Genomic DNA, 14,644 nt, shown 5'->3' on the forward strand with positions numbered 1-14,644 from the left:
TCGTTCACCTCACTGTTTCGAAGACCGCGGCCAGGCCCTGCCCGCCGCCGATGCACATGGTTTCCAGTACATACCGGGCTTGCCGACGGCGCGCCTCGTATGCGGCGGTGGCCAGGATGCGCGCGCCGGTGGCCCCGATGGGGTGCCCCAGCGAGATGCCCGAACCGCACGGATTGAGCCGGTCGTCGTCGGCGTCGAGCTTCCATTCGGCCAGCACGGCCAGGACCTGCGCGGCGAACGCCTCGTTGAGTTCGATCAGGTCGATCTCGTCGAGGGTCAGCCCGGCCCGGTCGAGGGCGGCCGCGGTGGCGCCGACGGGGCCGAGGCCCATGGTCTCCGGCGCGCAGCCGGTGACCGCCCAGGAGCGCAGCGCCAGCAGCGGGGTCAGGCCGCGCTTGCCGGCCTCGGCCGCCGTGGTGACCACGCACATGGCGGCGCCGTCGTTCTGGCCGGAGGCGTTGGCCGCGGTGACGGTGGCTTCCGGGTCGACCTTGCCGCGGATCGGCCGCAGTTCGGCCAGCCGCTCGACGCTGATGTCGGGGCGGGGATGCTCGTCGCGGTCGACCACCGTGTCGGGCTTGCCGCGCCGGCCGCCGATGGTGATCGGGATCAGCTCCTCGGCGAAACGTCCGTCGTCATGGGCGCGGATCGCGCGGTGGTGTGAGCGCACCGCGAGCTCGTCCTGGTCGGCGCGGGTCAGGCCGTACTCGCGGCGCAGGTTCTCGGCCGTTTCGATCATGCCGCCGGCGATCGGATGGCTGGCGCCGCCCGCGGTTTCGCGGGCCCGGTCCAGCCGGTCGGCCAGCGCGACGGGGCCCTGGCGTACTCCGGTGCGCAGCCCCAGCGCGTAGTGCTCGACGTTCGACATCGACTCGGCGCCGCCGGCGACGATCAGCCGCGCCGCGCCGGTGGCGACCTGGCCGGCCGCGTAGAGCACCGCCTGCAGGCCGGATCCGCAGCGCCGGTCGACCTGCGCCCCCGGCACCCCGATGCCCAGCCCGGCGTCCAGCGCGGCGATCCGGCCGATCGCCGGCGCCTCGCCGTTGGCGTAACCGTTGCCCAGGACCACATCGTCGACGTCGCCCTCGCCGAGTCCGGTGCGGTCGATCAGCGCGCGCAGCGTGGTGGTGGCCAGTTCGGCGGCGCTCAATTGGGCCAGCGCCCCGCCCATCCGCCCGACCGGGGTGCGGACCGGGCTACAGATCACAACGTCCATGCCTTCGACGGTAGGTGCCTGCGACGATATTCTGAAGTACTTAGATTGCTCTGATTAAGAGCGTTAAAGTCTGGATGTGGAATTGCGTCATCTCCGGTACTTTCGGGCGGTCGCTGAGGAGCTGCACTTCGGCCGGGCCGCCCAGCGCCTGCACATCGCCCAGCCCCCGCTGTCCCAGCAGATCCGCGCCCTCGAGGCCGAACTCGGGGTCGCGTTGCTGGCGCGGACCACGCGCACCGTGGAGCTGACGCCCGCCGGCGAGGCCTACCTGCAGCGCGTGGTGCGCATCCTGGCCGCCGTCGACGACGCCGGCGAACAGGCCCGTCGCATCGCCGCGGGGACCGAGGGACTGCTGGCCGTCGGTTGCGTGGGCTCGGCGACGTACTCACTGCTGCCGTCGCTGGTCCGCGCCCTGGGCGAGGCCCTGCCGGGCGTGGAGGTCAGCGTGCGTGGCGAGATGCTGGCGCCGGCGCAGCTGGCCGCGCTGGCCACCGGCGAGATCGATCTGGCGCTGTTGCGCCCGCCCGTACAACACACCGGCGTGCGCACCGAGGTGATCCGCCGCGACCGGCTGTTGGTGGCGCTGCCGGAGGGGCACCGGCTCGCCGCCCGCGCGGAGTTGCGGATGGCCGACCTGCGCGACGAGGACTTCGTCGCGCACGCCGGGGGTGGCCGCTCGGTGATGGGCAACGTGCTGGCCGCGATCTGCGCCGACGCCGGCTTCGTCCCCCGGGTGCGCCACGAGGTGATGGAGACCTCCACACTGGTCACGTTGGTGGCCGCCGGATTGGGCGCCGCGGTGGTGCCCGACCCGACCGCGGCCCTCGACATCGCCGGCGTGCGCTATCTGCCGTTGCTGCCGGACACCCTGGGCGTCGAACTGGTCGCTGCCCGCATGGCCGCCAACACCTCCCCCCTCATCGAACGGGTGCTCGCCGTCCTGCGCACCATCGCCTGAGCGCCCGCTCGTGCGGAATGACGAGCCGGCGTCGACCGCCCGTTAGGCTGATGGCCCGTGCGTGCCGTGCTGATCGTGAACCCCAATGCCACCTCGACGACGGCTGCCGGCCGCGATCTGCTGGCCCACGCGCTGGAGAGCCGGGTCCGGCTCACCGTCGAGCACACCAACCACGCCGGGCACGCGACCGAGATCGCGGCCCGGGCCGCCGCCGACGGCGTCGACGTCGTCATCGTGCACGGCGGTGACGGCACGGTGAATGAGGTCGTCAACGGCATCCTCGGCCCGCCCGGTGCACTGCGCAGCGCGCACGCGCCCGCCGTCGCCGTGGTCCCCGGCGGGTCGGCCAATGTCTTCGCCCGCTCGCTGGGCATCTCCCCCGACCCCATCGAGGCCACCAATACGCTGGTCGACCTGCTGGATTCCGTTGGCCCGAAACGGAATTGGCGGCGGATCGGACTGATGGACTGCGGCGAACGCTGGGGCGTCTTCACCGCGGGAGTGGGAGTGGACGGCGAGGTGGTCGCCGCCGTGGAGTCGCACCGTAACCGCAGCCGCAAGCAGAAGGGCGTGAGCGCGTCGCGCTACATCCGGGTCGCCATCCCCGCGGTGCTGCGCAGCGCCCGGCGCGCACCCCGGCTCACGCTCCAGTTGCCCGACCGCGAGGCGCTCGAGGGCGTGCACTTCGTCTTCGTGTCCAACTCGAGTCCGTGGACCTACGCCAACAAGCGTCCGGTCTGGACGAACCCGGGCACCAGCTTCGAGACGAACCTCGGGGTGTTCGCCACGACGAGCATGAGCGTATGGCGCAATCTGGGCCTGGTCCGCCAAATGCTGTCAAAACGCCCCAAGTTGGCTGCGAAGCACCTGATTCGCTCCGATGATGTCCGATCTGTGACAGTGACGAGCGCCACGCCGGTGGCCACCCAGATCGACGGCGATTACCTCGGCGAGCGGAAAACCATGCGCTTCCGGTCGGTTCCCGATGCGTTGGACGTCGTGGCCCCACCGGCGAATACCCCGCCTGACCTGCAGTGACAGCAACCGGGTCAGATTTTTCGGGCGTAAGTGTGTGTAATCCTAGTACAAACGGGTAGCCCAATCGCGAACGACCCCCGGCAGTGACATTGCCCACGTGTTAACTGAGTTCTATTGACATCTCTTCAGCCTCTGGAACTATCAGATGCAACAGTGCAGAAACATTCAGGTGCACGTGTTAGCCCGAGAACAATTAATGGCGTGCCTCCCCGCGCGCCCCAGTTAGGAGTATTTCGCATGGATTGGCGGCACAAGGCGGTCTGTCGTGACGAGGATCCGGAACTGTTCTTCCCGGTGGGGAACAGCGGTCCTGCGCTCGCGCAGATTGCTGACGCGAAGCTCGTGTGCAACCGGTGCCCGGTGACCACCGAGTGCCTCAGCTGGGCGCTGGAGTCCGGGCAGGACGCCGGCGTTTGGGGCGGCATGAGCGAGGACGAGCGCCGCGCGCTCAAGCGCCGCAACGCCCGGACCCGGACCCGCACCGGAGTCTGACGAAGCAAGCATCTTCACACGATGGCCCCGGCAATCGCCGGGGCCATCGTTGTGGGCGGGGTCGGTCACTGCGGCAGCCGCGGCCGCCGTCCGATCGGTACCCGCAGCACGACGTCGGTGCCGCCGGCGGGCACCTCGTGCATGTCCAATGAACCGTCGAGTTCGGCCGACACCAGCGTGCGGACGATCTGCAGGCCCAGCCGATCGGACTGCTCCAGGCGGAAGCCCTCCGGCAGCCCCCGGCCGTCGTCGTGCACGACGACATCGAGCCAGCGCGCCGACCGCTCGGAGCGGATGGTCACCGACCCGCGCGGGGCATCGGCGTCGAAGGCGTGCTCGAGAGCGTTCTGCACCAATTCGGTGATCACCATGATCAGCGCGGTCGCGCGGTCGGCGTCGAGCACCCCCAGCGCGCCCTCCCGGGTGATCTTGATCGGCGCGTCCACCGAGGCCACATCGTTCATGATCGGCAGGATCCGGTCGATGACGTCGTCGAGGTTGACCTCTTCGTCCACCGACATCGACAGGGCGTCGTGGACCAGGGCGATCGACGTCACCCGCCGCACCGATTCCATCAGCGCCTCCCGGCTCTCCGGGCTGCTGCTGCGGCGGGCCTGCAACCGCAGCAGCGCGGCCACGGTCTGCAGGTTGTTCTTCACCCGATGGTGGATCTCGCGGATGGTCGCGTCCTTGCTCAGCAGGGCGCGATCCCGGCGCTTGATTTCCGTGACATCACGCACCAGGACGGCGGCCCCGGCCGCGGCGCCGTGCACCAGCAGCGGGATGGTCCGCAGCAACACCGCCGCGCCGCCGGCATCGACCTCCATGCGCATGCTCGATCCCCCGTCCAGCGAGGCGCGGACGTGTTCGACGACCTCCTGCGCCTCGAACGGATCGGAGATCAACGGGCGGGTGACGGCGATGAGGTTCTGCCCCTCCAGCTCGGCGGTCAGACCCATCCGGTGATAGGCCGACAGCGCGTTCGGGCTGGCGAACAGCACGTTGCCGTTGCCGTCGAGGCGGATGAAACCGTCACCCACCCGCGGACTCGACCAGGACGCGGCCAGGTCACCGACATCGGGGAAGGTCCCCTCGGACAGCATGTGCAACAGGTCGTCCGCACAATCGAGGTAGGCGCTTTCCAGCGGGCTGGACTGCCGCAACGCGGCCAGCGCCGTCTGATGGGTCAGCACCGCCACCACGGTGTCGCCGTGCCGCACCGGGACCGCTTCCACGTTGAGCCCGGTCCGGTCGGTCAGTGCCGGATTGGGATCCCGATCGTGGCCGATGGCACCGGAGGAGAACGCGGCCGCGACCAGCGGCAGCTGCTCGGCGGCGGCGGTGGTGCCCACCGCGTCGGCCAGCAGGACGGTGGCCGCGGTGTTGGGCCGGCACTGCGCGACACAGACCAGGTCGCCGTCGTCGCGGCGGACCCACATCAGGTAATCGGCGAAGGAGAGGTCGGCCAGCAACTGCCACTCGCTGACCACGGCGTGCAGGTGGTCGACGGCGTCGCCCGGCAGGACGGTGTGCTCGGCAAGAAGCTCACCGAGGGTCGACATGCGCCTACTAGCTGATCACGGCGATGAGGTGCCCGGCCTGGATCACGTCACCGACGTTGACGTTCACCTTGGTGACGGTCCCCGCGGACTCGGCCAACACCGGAATCTCCATCTTCATCGACTCCAGCAGCACCACGGTGTCTCCCTCGCCGATCGAGTCACCCTCGTTGACCACGACCTCGAGCACGCTGGCCACGATTTCCGCGCGAACATCCTCGGCCATCTTCACCCCACAATCATTCCCACGGACGGCGGCGTCCACCGGTGCTACTGACGCTCTATCGAACCACAGGCGGATCGGGGCCCGCCCGACCCCCGCCCGAGATTCGGGTCGGCGGCGCAGCGAACTACGGCCGCTCGGCGGCGTACTGCAGGGCCGGCTCGGCCGAATCGACCCCGCGGTCGCTGAGAATGGTCAAGCCGTCGGGCCGCACTTGATAGCGCGCGCCGTCGGCGGGGTTGACGGCATCGAAGCCGTCGCCGGCGGGCACGGCGCCGCTCAGTTCGAGGGCGGCCCCGTCGCGCAACCGCTCGCCGCGGTAATAGAAGTCGTCCGGTCCCGTCTGGCAGATCACCGCCAGGGACTGCGGCGTGCGGATCATCGCCGCCGGTGCACTGCCGGGATCGCAGCGCGCCGAATGCCCGACGAAACCCTGCGCGTCGGCGCCGGCCATCCGGGCCGGGCCCCGGGGCGTTCTTCGCTCCCGGGTGTCCGTGGGGGTTGTCGTCGGGGTGGTGGTGGTCGGGCCCGTGGTCGTCGGGGACGTTGTCGTTGGGGACGTTGTCGTCGGGGACGTGGTGGTCGGGGTTGTCGTGGTGGGCGCAGTCGTCGGCGGAGCCGTCAGCGGGCCCGGCGCGGCGAGCCCGCCGTCGCCGTCGCCGTCGCCGCTCACCAACAGCACGGCCAGCACCGCGGCGGTGCCGAGCAGCACCGCGGTGACCGCCGCCAGCGCCACCGGCCCGGCGCCCGACCGGCGCTTGGGTCGGGGCGCGGGCGCCGGCGCGGGCGCGGGCGCCGGCGCCGGCGGATAAGGGGTGTAACCCGTCGCGTCCGGGTTGGCATACAGCGAGGTGAACTGGCGGGTGTCGGTCGGCCCTGCCGGCGCAACCGCAGCGGGGCGCACCGGGCCCGCCGCCGCGGCGGCCGCGGCGGCCGCGACAGCCAACTCGCCGGCCGAACCGAACCGGTCGGCGGGTTGTTTGGCCATGCCACGCGCGATGACGTCATCGAAGGCCACGCCGAGCTGCGGGCGCACGGCGCTGGGCCGCGGCGGCGGGGCGAACATGTGCGCGCCCAACAACTGCTGCAGATCACGCGCCGGGAACGGCGGCCGCCCGGTGAGCGCTTCGAACAGCAGGCAGGTCAACGAGTAGACGTCGGCGGACGGGCCGGGCGGGCCGCTGCCGCTGAACCGCTCGGCCGCCATGTAGGCCGCCGATCCGACCACCATGCCGGTCATCGTCACGCTCGCCTCACCGCCGGCGTGGGCGATGCCGAAGTCCACCAGGTAGGCGAAGTCATCGGCGGTCAGCAGCACGTTCTCCGGCTTGATGTCGCGATGCACCAGGCCGTCGGCGTGCGCGGCATCCAATGCCGAGGCCACTTGGGTGACGATCGACGCTGCCCGGCGCGGGTCGAGCGGGCCGTCGCGGTACAGCAGGTCCCGCAGGCTGGGCCCGTCGACCAGGCGCATCTCGATGTACAGCACACCGTCGATGGCCCCGAAGTCGTGGACCGGGATCACGTGCGGTTCCTGCAGCCGCGCCGCGGCGCGGGATTCGCGCCGGAAGCGTTCCTGGAACTTGGGGTCGGCGGCCAATTCCGCGCGCAGCAGCTTGACCGCGACCATTCGCTCCTTGCCGGTGTCATAGGCGCGGTAGACCTCGCCCATGCCGCCCACGCCGATCACCGACCGCAGTTCGTAGGGGCCGAATCGGGTCCCGACCCGCGAGCCGCCGTGAGCGGAAGACATGGCGCAGTCCTTTCGATTCGTTGGGCGGGGGCGCGGTTCTGCTGCCTCGCGGACGCTGCCGGGCGGGCCCGCCCCAGCGGTCGGGCCGCGCGGCCGGGGTACCCGGGATGCGCCCGGGCCATCGACCTTCACCCTACAAATCGGCGGGCGGCGCAGAGTCGTTGCGCCGATCGGCGGGGTCGTTGCGCCGACCAGCGGCCCGGCGCCGCCCCCGCCACCCGCGGGCGATTCCGGTCCCGGCGGCGATACGTGCGACAATGGGGGCACTGCTCAGCGGGCCCGCCCTGCGGGCACCGCGTGGTCGGGTATCCGACACATCATCAACCTGGAGGTATGACATGGCCAAGCGTGGCCGTAAGAAGAAGGACCGCAAGCACAGCAAGGCCAACCACGGCAAGCGGCCCAACGCGTAAGCCGCCCGGCGCCACGGCGCCGACGAAAAAGACCGCCCGGATTCCTCCGAATCCGGGCGGTCTTTTTCGATCCTGACTAGGTACGCCGGATCGTGGTCCGGCTGATCTCCAGCCGCAGCCGCTGCCGCAGCCCCTCCGGCGCCTTCTCACCGCTGCACCGGGTGGCGATGAGGCGTTTGATCCGCTCCTCGACCCCGTAATGCCGCAGGCAGGCGGGGCACTCGTCGAGGTGCTGCTGCAACCGCTCCTTCGAATCGGCGGTGCATTCACCGTCGAGCAACGTCCACACCTCGGCGATCACGGCCGCGCAGGCGGGATGCTCGGGATCATCCAGTCCGGCCGGCGGCTCCCAGCGCTCCTTGTCGTCGAACCCGGAACTCATGAGGACACCTCCTCGGGCGTCGCAGCCTGCGCGCCCCGGATGTAGCCGCGGTCCTTGGCGACGTCGGTCAGCAGGTCCCGCAACTGGCGCCGGCCGCGGTGCAGCCGGGACATGACGGTCCCGATCGGCGTATCCATGATTTCGGCGATCTCCTTATAGGGGAAACCTTCTACGTCGGCATAGTAAACCGCCATCCGGAAGTCTTCAGGCAACTGTTGCAGCGCTTCCTTGATCTCGGTGTCCGGCAGCGCCTCCAGCGCCTCCATCTCAGCGGAGCGCAGACCCGTCGACGAGTGCTCGGCGTTGGCCGCCAGCTGCCAGTCGGTGATCTCCTCGGTCGGATACTCCGCGGGCTGGCGCTGCTTCTTGCGATAGCTGTTGATGTAGGTGTTGGTCAGGATCCGGTACAGCCAGGCCTTGAGGTTGGTCCCCGCCCGGAACGAGCGGAAGCCCGCATAGGCCTTGACCATGGTTTCCTGCAGCAGATCCTCCGCATCGGCGGGATTGCGCGTCATCCGCAGCGCGCCGCCGTAGAGCTGATCGACCAGCGGAATCGCATCCCGTTCGAAGCGCGCCGTCAGTTCGGCGTCGGTCTCCTCGTGCGCTACCGCCGTGGCGGTTTCACCGTCGATGTCGGTCATCGTGTTTGACACAGTCCCTTCCGTCATCGAACACCCGAACAACGCGACCAGATCCGCCGCGCTTGGAGTTTCCAGGCATACCGGTGACACCAGACTCCCCTATCCGCCCCATCGTAGGGCCGCATCCTGACAAACTGGCCACGCAGAACGGGCCTGCAGGATCAAACGACTTTCCGGCCGAAGCTATTTCCTCGCCGTTCGCGGCGGTGATGTTTACCCTGGCGCGGTGACCAGAGCAGCGACACCAGCGATCCGCACCCTGATCGACGCCGGCATCGCCCACGAGGTGCTCAGCTACCCGCACGACCCGCGCAGCACGTCGTTCGGCGCCGAGGCGGTCACCGAGTTGGCCCGCAGCCACGGCGTGGTCCCCGACCAGGTGTTCAAGACCCTGGTGCTGGCGCTGCCCGCCGGCCTGGCGGTCGCGGTACTGCCGGTGCCGCGCACGTTGTCCCTCAAGGCCGCCGCGGCGGCGCTCGGCGCGCCGAAGGCCGCCCTGGCCCAACCGGCCGACGCCCAGCGCTCGACCGGTTACGTCGTGGGCGGGATCTCACCGTTGGGGCAGCGACGAACGTTGCCCACGGTGATCGACGCCACAGCCCTGCGCTGGGACCGCATCCTGTGCAGCGCCGGCAAGCGCGGCCTGGACATCGCGCTGGCGCCGCGGGACCTGCTGGATCTCACCGATGGGGTACTCGCCGACATCGCCACTGATTAGGGTTTGGAAATGGCCACACAACGCCCGCTCGAGGGCAAGACGATGTTCATCTCGGGTGCCAGCCGGGGTATCGGGCTGGCGATCGCCAAACGGGTCGCCGCCGACGGCGCCAACGTCGCGCTGGTCGCCAAGACCGCCGAACCCCACCCGACGCTGCCCGGCACCATCTACACCGCGGCCGAGGAGATCGAGGCCGCCGGCGGCAGGGCGCTGCCGATCCTCGGCGACATCCGCGACGGCGACGTCGTGGCCGCCGCCGTGGCCAAGGCCGTCGAGCAGTTCGGCGGGATCGACATCTGCGTCAACAACGCCTCGGCGATCAACCTCGGCTCCATCGAGGAGGTGCCGTTGAAGCGCTTCGACCTGATGAACGGCATCCAGGTGCGCGGCACCTACGCCGTGTCCCAGGCCTGCATCCCGCACCTGAAGGGCCGCGCCAATCCGCACATCCTGACCCTGTCACCGCCGATCCGGCTGGAGCAGAAATGGCTCCGCCCCACCCCGTACATGATGGCCAAGTACGGGATGACGTTGTGCGCCTTGGGAATTGCCGAGGAGCTGCGGGAGCACGGCATCGCCTCGAACACGTTGTGGCCCCGCACCACGGTGGCCACCGCAGCGGTACAGAACCTGCTGGGCGGCGACGAGTCGATGAAGCGGTCCCGCAAGCCCGAGGTGTACTCCGACGCCGCCTACGCGATCCTCACCCGGCCCGCGCGCGAATACACCGGCAACACCGCGCTGTGCGAGGACGTGCTGCTGGAATCCGGCGTCGCCGACCTGTCGGTGTACAACTGCACGCCGGGCGAGGTGGACCTCGGCGTGGACCTGTGGGTCGACTCCCCCAACCCGCCGGGGTACACCGGGCCATGACGACGCTGTGGTCAGCGGGCCGCTACGAGGCAGTGGCCGAACGCATTGGGACCATCGCGGTCCACACGGTCGAGGCCGCCGAGCGGCGGCGTCCGCTGGCGGGTGCCGACGTGGTCGACCTGGCGTGCGGGACGGGCACCGCCGCAATGGCGGCCGCCGCGCGCGGGGCGCAGGTCACCGGCGTCGACCTGACCCCGGCGCTGCTGGAGATCGCGGCCACCAAGGCCGCCGCCGACGGCCGGTGGGTCCGGTGGGTCAGCGGCGACGCCGCGGCCACGGGGTTGGCGGCCGCGTCGTTCGACGTGGCCGTGTCCAGCATGGGCATCATCTTCGTGGAGCCGGCCCGGCAGGTCGCCGAGTTGCGGCGGCTGTTGCGCCCCGACGGCGTGGTCGCGTTCTCGTCGTGGGTCCGCGCCGAACGCAACCCGTTCTACGACCCGATGGTGGCCGTCCTCGGCAGCCCCGCGGCCACCGGGTTCGCCCCCGACCAGTGGGGCGACCCGCTGCTGGCGCGCCAGCGGCTCTCGGACGGATTCGACGACGTCGACGTCGAGCCTCATCAGCACGTCTGGGAATTCGACTCCGTCTCGGGCGCAATGGAATTCCTGACCCACGAGTCTCCGGTTCACGTCGACCTGTTCGGCCGCGTCGAGGGCGACCTACGCGAGCGGCTCGCCGCGGCCTTCCGGGAGGCGCTGAGCGAGCACACCGAGGCGGACGGGACGGTCCGGTTCGGCGCGCCCTACGTGCTGATCACCGCGCGGCGCCGTCACGACGCCTGATAGAGGATGCCACGGGCGATCGCCACCCGCACCACCGGCAGGGCGGCCTGCGCGAGCGCGTCGGCGTCGACCCCGTGGAGGGTGGCCAGCAGTTCCAGCAGCGCGCCCAGCGGGACCTCGCCGCGGCAACCGGCCAGCAGCGCCTTGGATACCTCGTCGACGCCCAGCACCGCGCCCGGTCCGCCGGGCCGTCGCACCGCGGCCGAAACCTGTTGCCAGCCTTCGGCTCCGGGCAGTGCGTGCTCTTCCAGGAACACCGGGGCGGTGGACAGCCGGGCGGCCAGGAGGTCCTCGTCGCTGGTGTCACGCAGGTAGGCGCGACGGGCGAAGAACGCCTCGACCTCGGGACCGGTGAGAACTTCGTCGGCTTCGGTGATCTCTTCCAGCACGTGCTCGGGGGCACCGGATTCCCCCGGCAGCGGTGCGCGCAGCGTGACGATGCCCATCCCGATGCCGGTGATGCCCTGCTCGGCGAACCAGTCCAGCCACTGCCCACCGCGGCGGGCGGCCTCGGCGGCCGTCTCGCCGGCGTCGGCGAGCCACAACGAGACGTAGCTGACCGGGTCGGCGAGTTCGCGCTGCACCACCCAGGCGTGCAGACCCGTGCCGGCCAGCCAGCCGCCGACGCGCGCCCGCCAGTCCTGCCCGTCGCGGACGATCCAGTTGGCCATGATCTGTGCCGTGCCGCCCGGGCGGAGATGATCGCCGACCTGTTCGATCAGCTGTTGACAGACCGCGTCCCCGACCAGCCCCGAGTCGCGGTACAGGTAGTCGGTCTTCCCGGCGCCCACCACGAACGGCGGATTGGACACGATCAGGTCGAAGCGTTCGCCGGCGACCGGTTCGAACAGGCTCCCGCGGCGCAGATCCCAGCTCATACCGTTGAGCCGCGCGGTCCCGGCGGCCAGCGCCAGGGCGCGTTCGTTGGTGTCGGTGGCCACGATCTGGTCGCAGTGCGCAGCCAGGTGCAGGGCCTGGATCCCGCAGCCGGTGCCCAGATCCAGCGCCCGGGCCACGGGCGTGCGGATGACCGCCCGCGCCAGCGACACCGACGCGCCACCGATGCCCAGCACATGGTCGCGCCGCACGGGTGCGCTGCGCAGGACGGCGTCCTGATCGGAGATCACCAGGAAGTCGCGCGCCCCGTCGCTGTGCGGGCGGATGTCCAGGACGGCCCGCACCGTGCCCTGCCCCGTCGGCTCGAGCACGCCGTTGGCCGCCAAGGCCTGCACGCCCACGTTCGGAAACGCCGCCGCGACGTGGTCGTGGGGTTCCTCGGTGCCCAGCAGGAACAACCGGACCAGCACCGCCAGCCGGCGGCGGTCCGGCTCCGGAGTGCGGGTGACGTGCAGGGCCGGCCACCACACCCCGCGGCCCAGGGCGGCCTCGGCCTGCTCGCCGAGCAGCGCCGCGACCCCGGCGGTGGTGTAGTCGGCCGCGCGCAGATCGGCCCCGAGGCCGTCGAGCACTTCGGGGTCCAGACCGGACCCGCTCAAAAGAGCTCGGCCTGTTCGGGCTGCGGGGGCGCCGCGGCGATGAGTTCGGGGCCGTTGTTGCGCACGTTGTTGACCAGGGTGGACACCTCGCGCACGACGATCCGGTCCAGGTCACCGTGGCCGCGCAGCAGGCCCTCGTCGACCGGGGCGTCTGGGTCCAGCCAGCGATCCCAGTCCGCTCTGCTGATGGTCAGCGGCATCCGGTCGTGGATGTCGGCCAGTGCCCCGGCGGAGTCGGTGGTGATGATGGTGCAGCTCAGCAGCGGCGCGACGTCCCGCTCCGCGCCCTTGGGGCGCCAGGTGGACCACAGGCCCGCCGCGAACAGCTGCTCACCGTCCTCGGTGTGCAGGTAGAACGGGGTCTTGGGGCCCTTGCCCTCGCCGCGGTGCGGCATCCACTCGTACCAGCCGTCCATCGGGATCAGGCAGCGCTTGTTCTTGGCCGAGTTGCGGAAGGCCGGCGACTCGGTGACCGTCTCGGCTCGGGCGTTGATCAGCAGCGGCCCCTTGGTGTCGGGGTTGCCGTCGGGCCCGGCCTTCGCCCAGGGCGGCACCAGCCCCCAGCGCATCGAGCGCACCCGGCGCGTCGCCTCGTCCTCGGGTTCGGTGTGCCGCTTGACGACGCTGCTGATGGTCGTGGTGGGTGCCACGTTGTAATTCGGCGCCGAACCCGCCGGTTGGGTTCCGGCGGTCTCGTCGAGGGCCTGGATCTTCTGGGCCAGCAGCGCCGGGTCGGTGGTGACCGCGAACCGTCCACACATGGCCTCCATGCTTCCAGACGACGACGACAAGGCAGGATGGATCCGTGCCGCAACACAGTTGGACCGCCCCGCAGACGGCCACCCCCGTCCACGCCACCGTCACCGTCCCCGGGTCCAAGTCGCTGACCAACCGCACGCTGCTGCTTTCCGCCCTGGCCGCCGCCCAGGGGGCGGGCCCGTCGACCATCAGCGGCGCGTTGCGCAGCCGGGACACCGATCTGATGATCGGCGCGCTGCGCACGCTGGGCCTCGAGGTCGACGGCGAGCACTCCGAGTTGACGGTGTCCGGCGCGGTCAGCCCGGCCCCGGAGGCCCGGGTGGACTGCGGGCTGGCCGGCACGGTGCTGCGGTTCGTGCCGGCGCTCGCGGCGCTGGGCGCGGTGCCCGTCGTGTTCGACGGCGACGAGCAGGCCCGCAGCCGGCCGATCGCCCCGCTGCTGGCCGCGCTGCGCACGCTGGGGGTCGACATCGACGGCGACGCCATGCCGTTCCGGGTCATCGGGTCCGGCGCGGTCGCCGGCGGGGCGGTCGACATCGACGCGTCGGCCTCCTCGCAGTTCGTCTCCGGCCTGTTGCTGTGCGGCCCGTCGTTCACCGAGGGCGTCACGGTCCGCCACACCGGGGCCGCCGTGCCGTCGGCCCCGCACGTCGCGATGACGGTGCAGATGCTGCGCCAGGCCGGCGTCGAGGTCGACGACTCCACACCCAACCGGTGGCGGGTCGAGCCGGGCCGGGCCGGCGCCCGGCACTGGCAGGTGGAGCCCGACCTGTCCAACGCGGTGCCGTTCCTGTCGGCCGCGGTGGTCACCGGCGGCGCGGTGCGCATCACCGGCTGGCCGTCGCCGAGCCTGCAGGCCTCCGACACCATCCTGCGGGTGCTCGGGTTGGCCGATGCCACTGTGTCGCAGACGGATTCGCATCTGGAAGTGCGCGGCGCGGTGGCCTACGACGGATTCGACGTGGACCTCAACGAGGTGGGCGAATTGGCCCCGGCGGTCGCGGCGGTGGCCGCCCTGGCCGAGGTCGGCTCCGTCTCGCGGCTGCGCGGGATCGCGCACCTGCGCGGCCACGAGACCGACCGACTGGCGGCACTCAGCGCCGAGATCAACGGCCTGGGCGGGCGGTGCGAGGAGACCGAGGACGGCCTGACCATCACCGCGACCCCGCTGCACGCCGGCACCTGGCGCGCCTACGCGGATCATCGAATGGCTATGGCCGGCGCCATCGTCGGGCTGCGGGTGCCGGGCGTGGAGATCGACGACATCGCGACCACCGCCAAGACCCTGCCCGAGTTCCCCGAACTGTGGGCCGACATGCTGGCGGGCCAGGGGTAGGGCCG

General features: G+C 71.0%; 16 protein-coding genes. 8 read left to right on the forward strand and 8 right to left on the reverse strand.

Annotated elements, in window-relative coordinates; translation table 11 throughout:
• Positions 1-4: 4 nt before the first annotated feature.
• Positions 5-1,216 carry an acetyl-CoA C-acetyltransferase gene (locus tag R2K23_RS16795; protein WP_316510701.1) on the reverse strand — a complete coding sequence of 404 codons (1,212 nt, stop codon included), beginning with the start codon at positions 1,214-1,216 and terminating at the stop codon, positions 5-7.
• 76 nt (positions 1,217-1,292) lie between these two features.
• Between R2K23_RS16795 and R2K23_RS16800 the strand changes: the two genes are divergently transcribed.
• From R2K23_RS16800 to whiB1, 3 genes are all read left to right on the forward strand, one after another.
• Positions 1,293-2,174, forward strand: coding sequence for a LysR substrate-binding domain-containing protein (locus R2K23_RS16800; protein ID WP_316510702.1), 882 nt, complete (start codon positions 1,293-1,295; stop codon positions 2,172-2,174).
• 57 nt (positions 2,175-2,231) lie between these two features.
• Complete coding sequence (locus R2K23_RS16805; protein WP_316510703.1) at positions 2,232-3,212, forward strand: diacylglycerol/lipid kinase family protein; 981 nt, start codon at positions 2,232-2,234, stop codon at positions 3,210-3,212.
• 237 nt (positions 3,213-3,449) lie between these two features.
• Positions 3,450-3,704, forward strand: a complete 255-nt coding sequence (gene whiB1, locus R2K23_RS16810; RefSeq protein WP_068245183.1) for a transcriptional regulator WhiB1 — start codon at positions 3,450-3,452, stop codon at positions 3,702-3,704.
• Positions 3,705-3,769: 65 nt separating this feature from the next.
• Here the strand turns inward: whiB1 and R2K23_RS16815 are convergent, their stop codons facing one another.
• From R2K23_RS16815 to R2K23_RS16825, 3 genes are all read right to left on the reverse strand, one after another.
• Positions 3,770-5,266: a sensor histidine kinase gene (locus R2K23_RS16815; RefSeq protein ID WP_316510704.1), complete on the reverse strand. Its 1,497-nt coding sequence runs from the start codon at positions 5,264-5,266 to the stop codon at positions 3,770-3,772.
• Between the two features lie 7 nt (positions 5,267-5,273).
• Entirely contained in the window at positions 5,274-5,489 is a 216-nt protein-coding gene (locus R2K23_RS16820) for a biotin/lipoyl-binding carrier protein (protein WP_316517346.1), read from the reverse strand.
• 124 nt (positions 5,490-5,613) lie between these two features.
• On the reverse strand, positions 5,614-7,239 hold the full coding sequence (locus R2K23_RS16825) for a serine/threonine-protein kinase (RefSeq protein WP_316510705.1): 1,626 nt from the start codon (positions 7,237-7,239) through the stop codon (positions 5,614-5,616).
• Between the two features lie 338 nt (positions 7,240-7,577).
• On the opposite strand from R2K23_RS16825, the gene R2K23_RS24885 reads away from it, so the two are divergent.
• Positions 7,578-7,652: a 50S ribosomal protein bL37 gene (locus R2K23_RS24885; protein WP_396893621.1), complete on the forward strand. Its 75-nt coding sequence runs from the start codon at positions 7,578-7,580 to the stop codon at positions 7,650-7,652.
• A gap of 76 nt (positions 7,653-7,728) precedes the next feature.
• Here the strand turns inward: R2K23_RS24885 and rsrA are convergent, their stop codons facing one another.
• Positions 7,729-8,034, reverse strand: a complete 306-nt coding sequence (gene rsrA / locus R2K23_RS16830; protein ID WP_316510706.1) for a mycothiol system anti-sigma-R factor — start codon at positions 8,032-8,034, stop codon at positions 7,729-7,731.
• Positions 8,031-8,675 (reverse strand): sigma-70 family RNA polymerase sigma factor, encoded by a 645-nt coding sequence (locus R2K23_RS16835; protein WP_316510707.1) that lies wholly within the window; start codon positions 8,673-8,675, stop codon positions 8,031-8,033. Before R2K23_RS16835 ends, rsrA begins: the two co-directional genes overlap by 4 nt.
• Before the next feature lie 226 nt (positions 8,676-8,901).
• Here R2K23_RS16835 and ybaK point away from each other — a divergent pair, with 226 nt between their 5' ends.
• The 3 genes from ybaK to R2K23_RS16850 are packed head-to-tail and all read left to right on the forward strand — an operon-like array spanning position 8,902 to position 11,048.
• Positions 8,902-9,393 carry a Cys-tRNA(Pro) deacylase gene (gene ybaK / locus R2K23_RS16840; RefSeq protein ID WP_316510708.1) on the forward strand — a complete coding sequence of 164 codons (492 nt, stop codon included), beginning with the start codon at positions 8,902-8,904 and terminating at the stop codon, positions 9,391-9,393.
• A gap of 9 nt (positions 9,394-9,402) precedes the next feature.
• Positions 9,403-10,266, forward strand: a complete 864-nt coding sequence (locus R2K23_RS16845; RefSeq protein ID WP_316510709.1) for an SDR family oxidoreductase — start codon at positions 9,403-9,405, stop codon at positions 10,264-10,266.
• Positions 10,263-11,048 (forward strand): class I SAM-dependent methyltransferase, encoded by a 786-nt coding sequence (locus R2K23_RS16850; protein ID WP_316510710.1) that lies wholly within the window; start codon positions 10,263-10,265, stop codon positions 11,046-11,048. The genes R2K23_RS16845 and R2K23_RS16850 overlap by 4 nt, the downstream gene beginning before the upstream one ends.
• Here R2K23_RS16850 and R2K23_RS16855 read toward each other — a convergent pair.
• Positions 11,036-12,544, reverse strand: coding sequence for a class I SAM-dependent methyltransferase (locus tag R2K23_RS16855; protein ID WP_316510711.1), 1,509 nt, complete (start codon positions 12,542-12,544; stop codon positions 11,036-11,038). The genes R2K23_RS16850 and R2K23_RS16855 overlap by 13 nt on opposite strands.
• The gene (locus tag R2K23_RS16860; RefSeq protein ID WP_316510712.1) at positions 12,541-13,305 is read right to left on the reverse strand and encodes an SOS response-associated peptidase; all 765 of its coding nucleotides are present in this window, start codon (positions 13,303-13,305) and stop codon (positions 12,541-12,543) included. The genes R2K23_RS16855 and R2K23_RS16860 overlap by 4 nt, the downstream gene beginning before the upstream one ends.
• 44 nt (positions 13,306-13,349) lie before the next feature.
• Here R2K23_RS16860 and aroA point away from each other — a divergent pair, with 44 nt between their 5' ends.
• Positions 13,350-14,639, forward strand: a complete 1,290-nt coding sequence (gene aroA / locus R2K23_RS16865; RefSeq protein ID WP_316510713.1) for a 3-phosphoshikimate 1-carboxyvinyltransferase — start codon at positions 13,350-13,352, stop codon at positions 14,637-14,639.
• Positions 14,640-14,644 lie beyond the last annotated feature (5 nt).

The organism is Mycolicibacterium sp. MU0050 (assembly GCF_963378085.1).
Classification (GTDB): Bacteria; Actinomycetota; Actinomycetes; order Mycobacteriales; family Mycobacteriaceae; genus Mycobacterium; species Mycobacterium wendilense.

Coding starts and splice junctions, on each gene's coding strand:
- R2K23_RS16795 (WP_316510701.1), bottom strand. CDS start 1,216: ATGGACGTTGTGATCTGTAGCCCGGTCCGCACCCCGGTCGGGCGGATG.
- whiB1 (WP_068245183.1), top strand. CDS start 3,450: ATGGATTGGCGGCACAAGGCGGTCTGTCGTGACGAGGATCCGGAACTG.
- R2K23_RS16815 (WP_316510704.1), bottom strand. CDS start 5,266: ATGTCGACCCTCGGTGAGCTTCTTGCCGAGCACACCGTCCTGCCGGGC.
- R2K23_RS16820 (WP_316517346.1), bottom strand. CDS start 5,489: ATGGCCGAGGATGTTCGCGCGGAAATCGTGGCCAGCGTGCTCGAGGTC.
- R2K23_RS16825 (WP_316510705.1), bottom strand. CDS start 7,239: ATGTCTTCCGCTCACGGCGGCTCGCGGGTCGGGACCCGATTCGGCCCC.
- rsrA (WP_316510706.1), bottom strand. CDS start 8,034: ATGAGTTCCGGGTTCGACGACAAGGAGCGCTGGGAGCCGCCGGCCGGA.
- R2K23_RS16835 (WP_316510707.1), bottom strand. CDS start 8,675: ATGACCGACATCGACGGTGAAACCGCCACGGCGGTAGCGCACGAGGAG.
- R2K23_RS16845 (WP_316510709.1), top strand. CDS start 9,403: ATGGCCACACAACGCCCGCTCGAGGGCAAGACGATGTTCATCTCGGGT.
- R2K23_RS16850 (WP_316510710.1), top strand. CDS start 10,263: ATGACGACGCTGTGGTCAGCGGGCCGCTACGAGGCAGTGGCCGAACGC.
- R2K23_RS16860 (WP_316510712.1), bottom strand. CDS start 13,305: ATGTGTGGACGGTTCGCGGTCACCACCGACCCGGCGCTGCTGGCCCAG.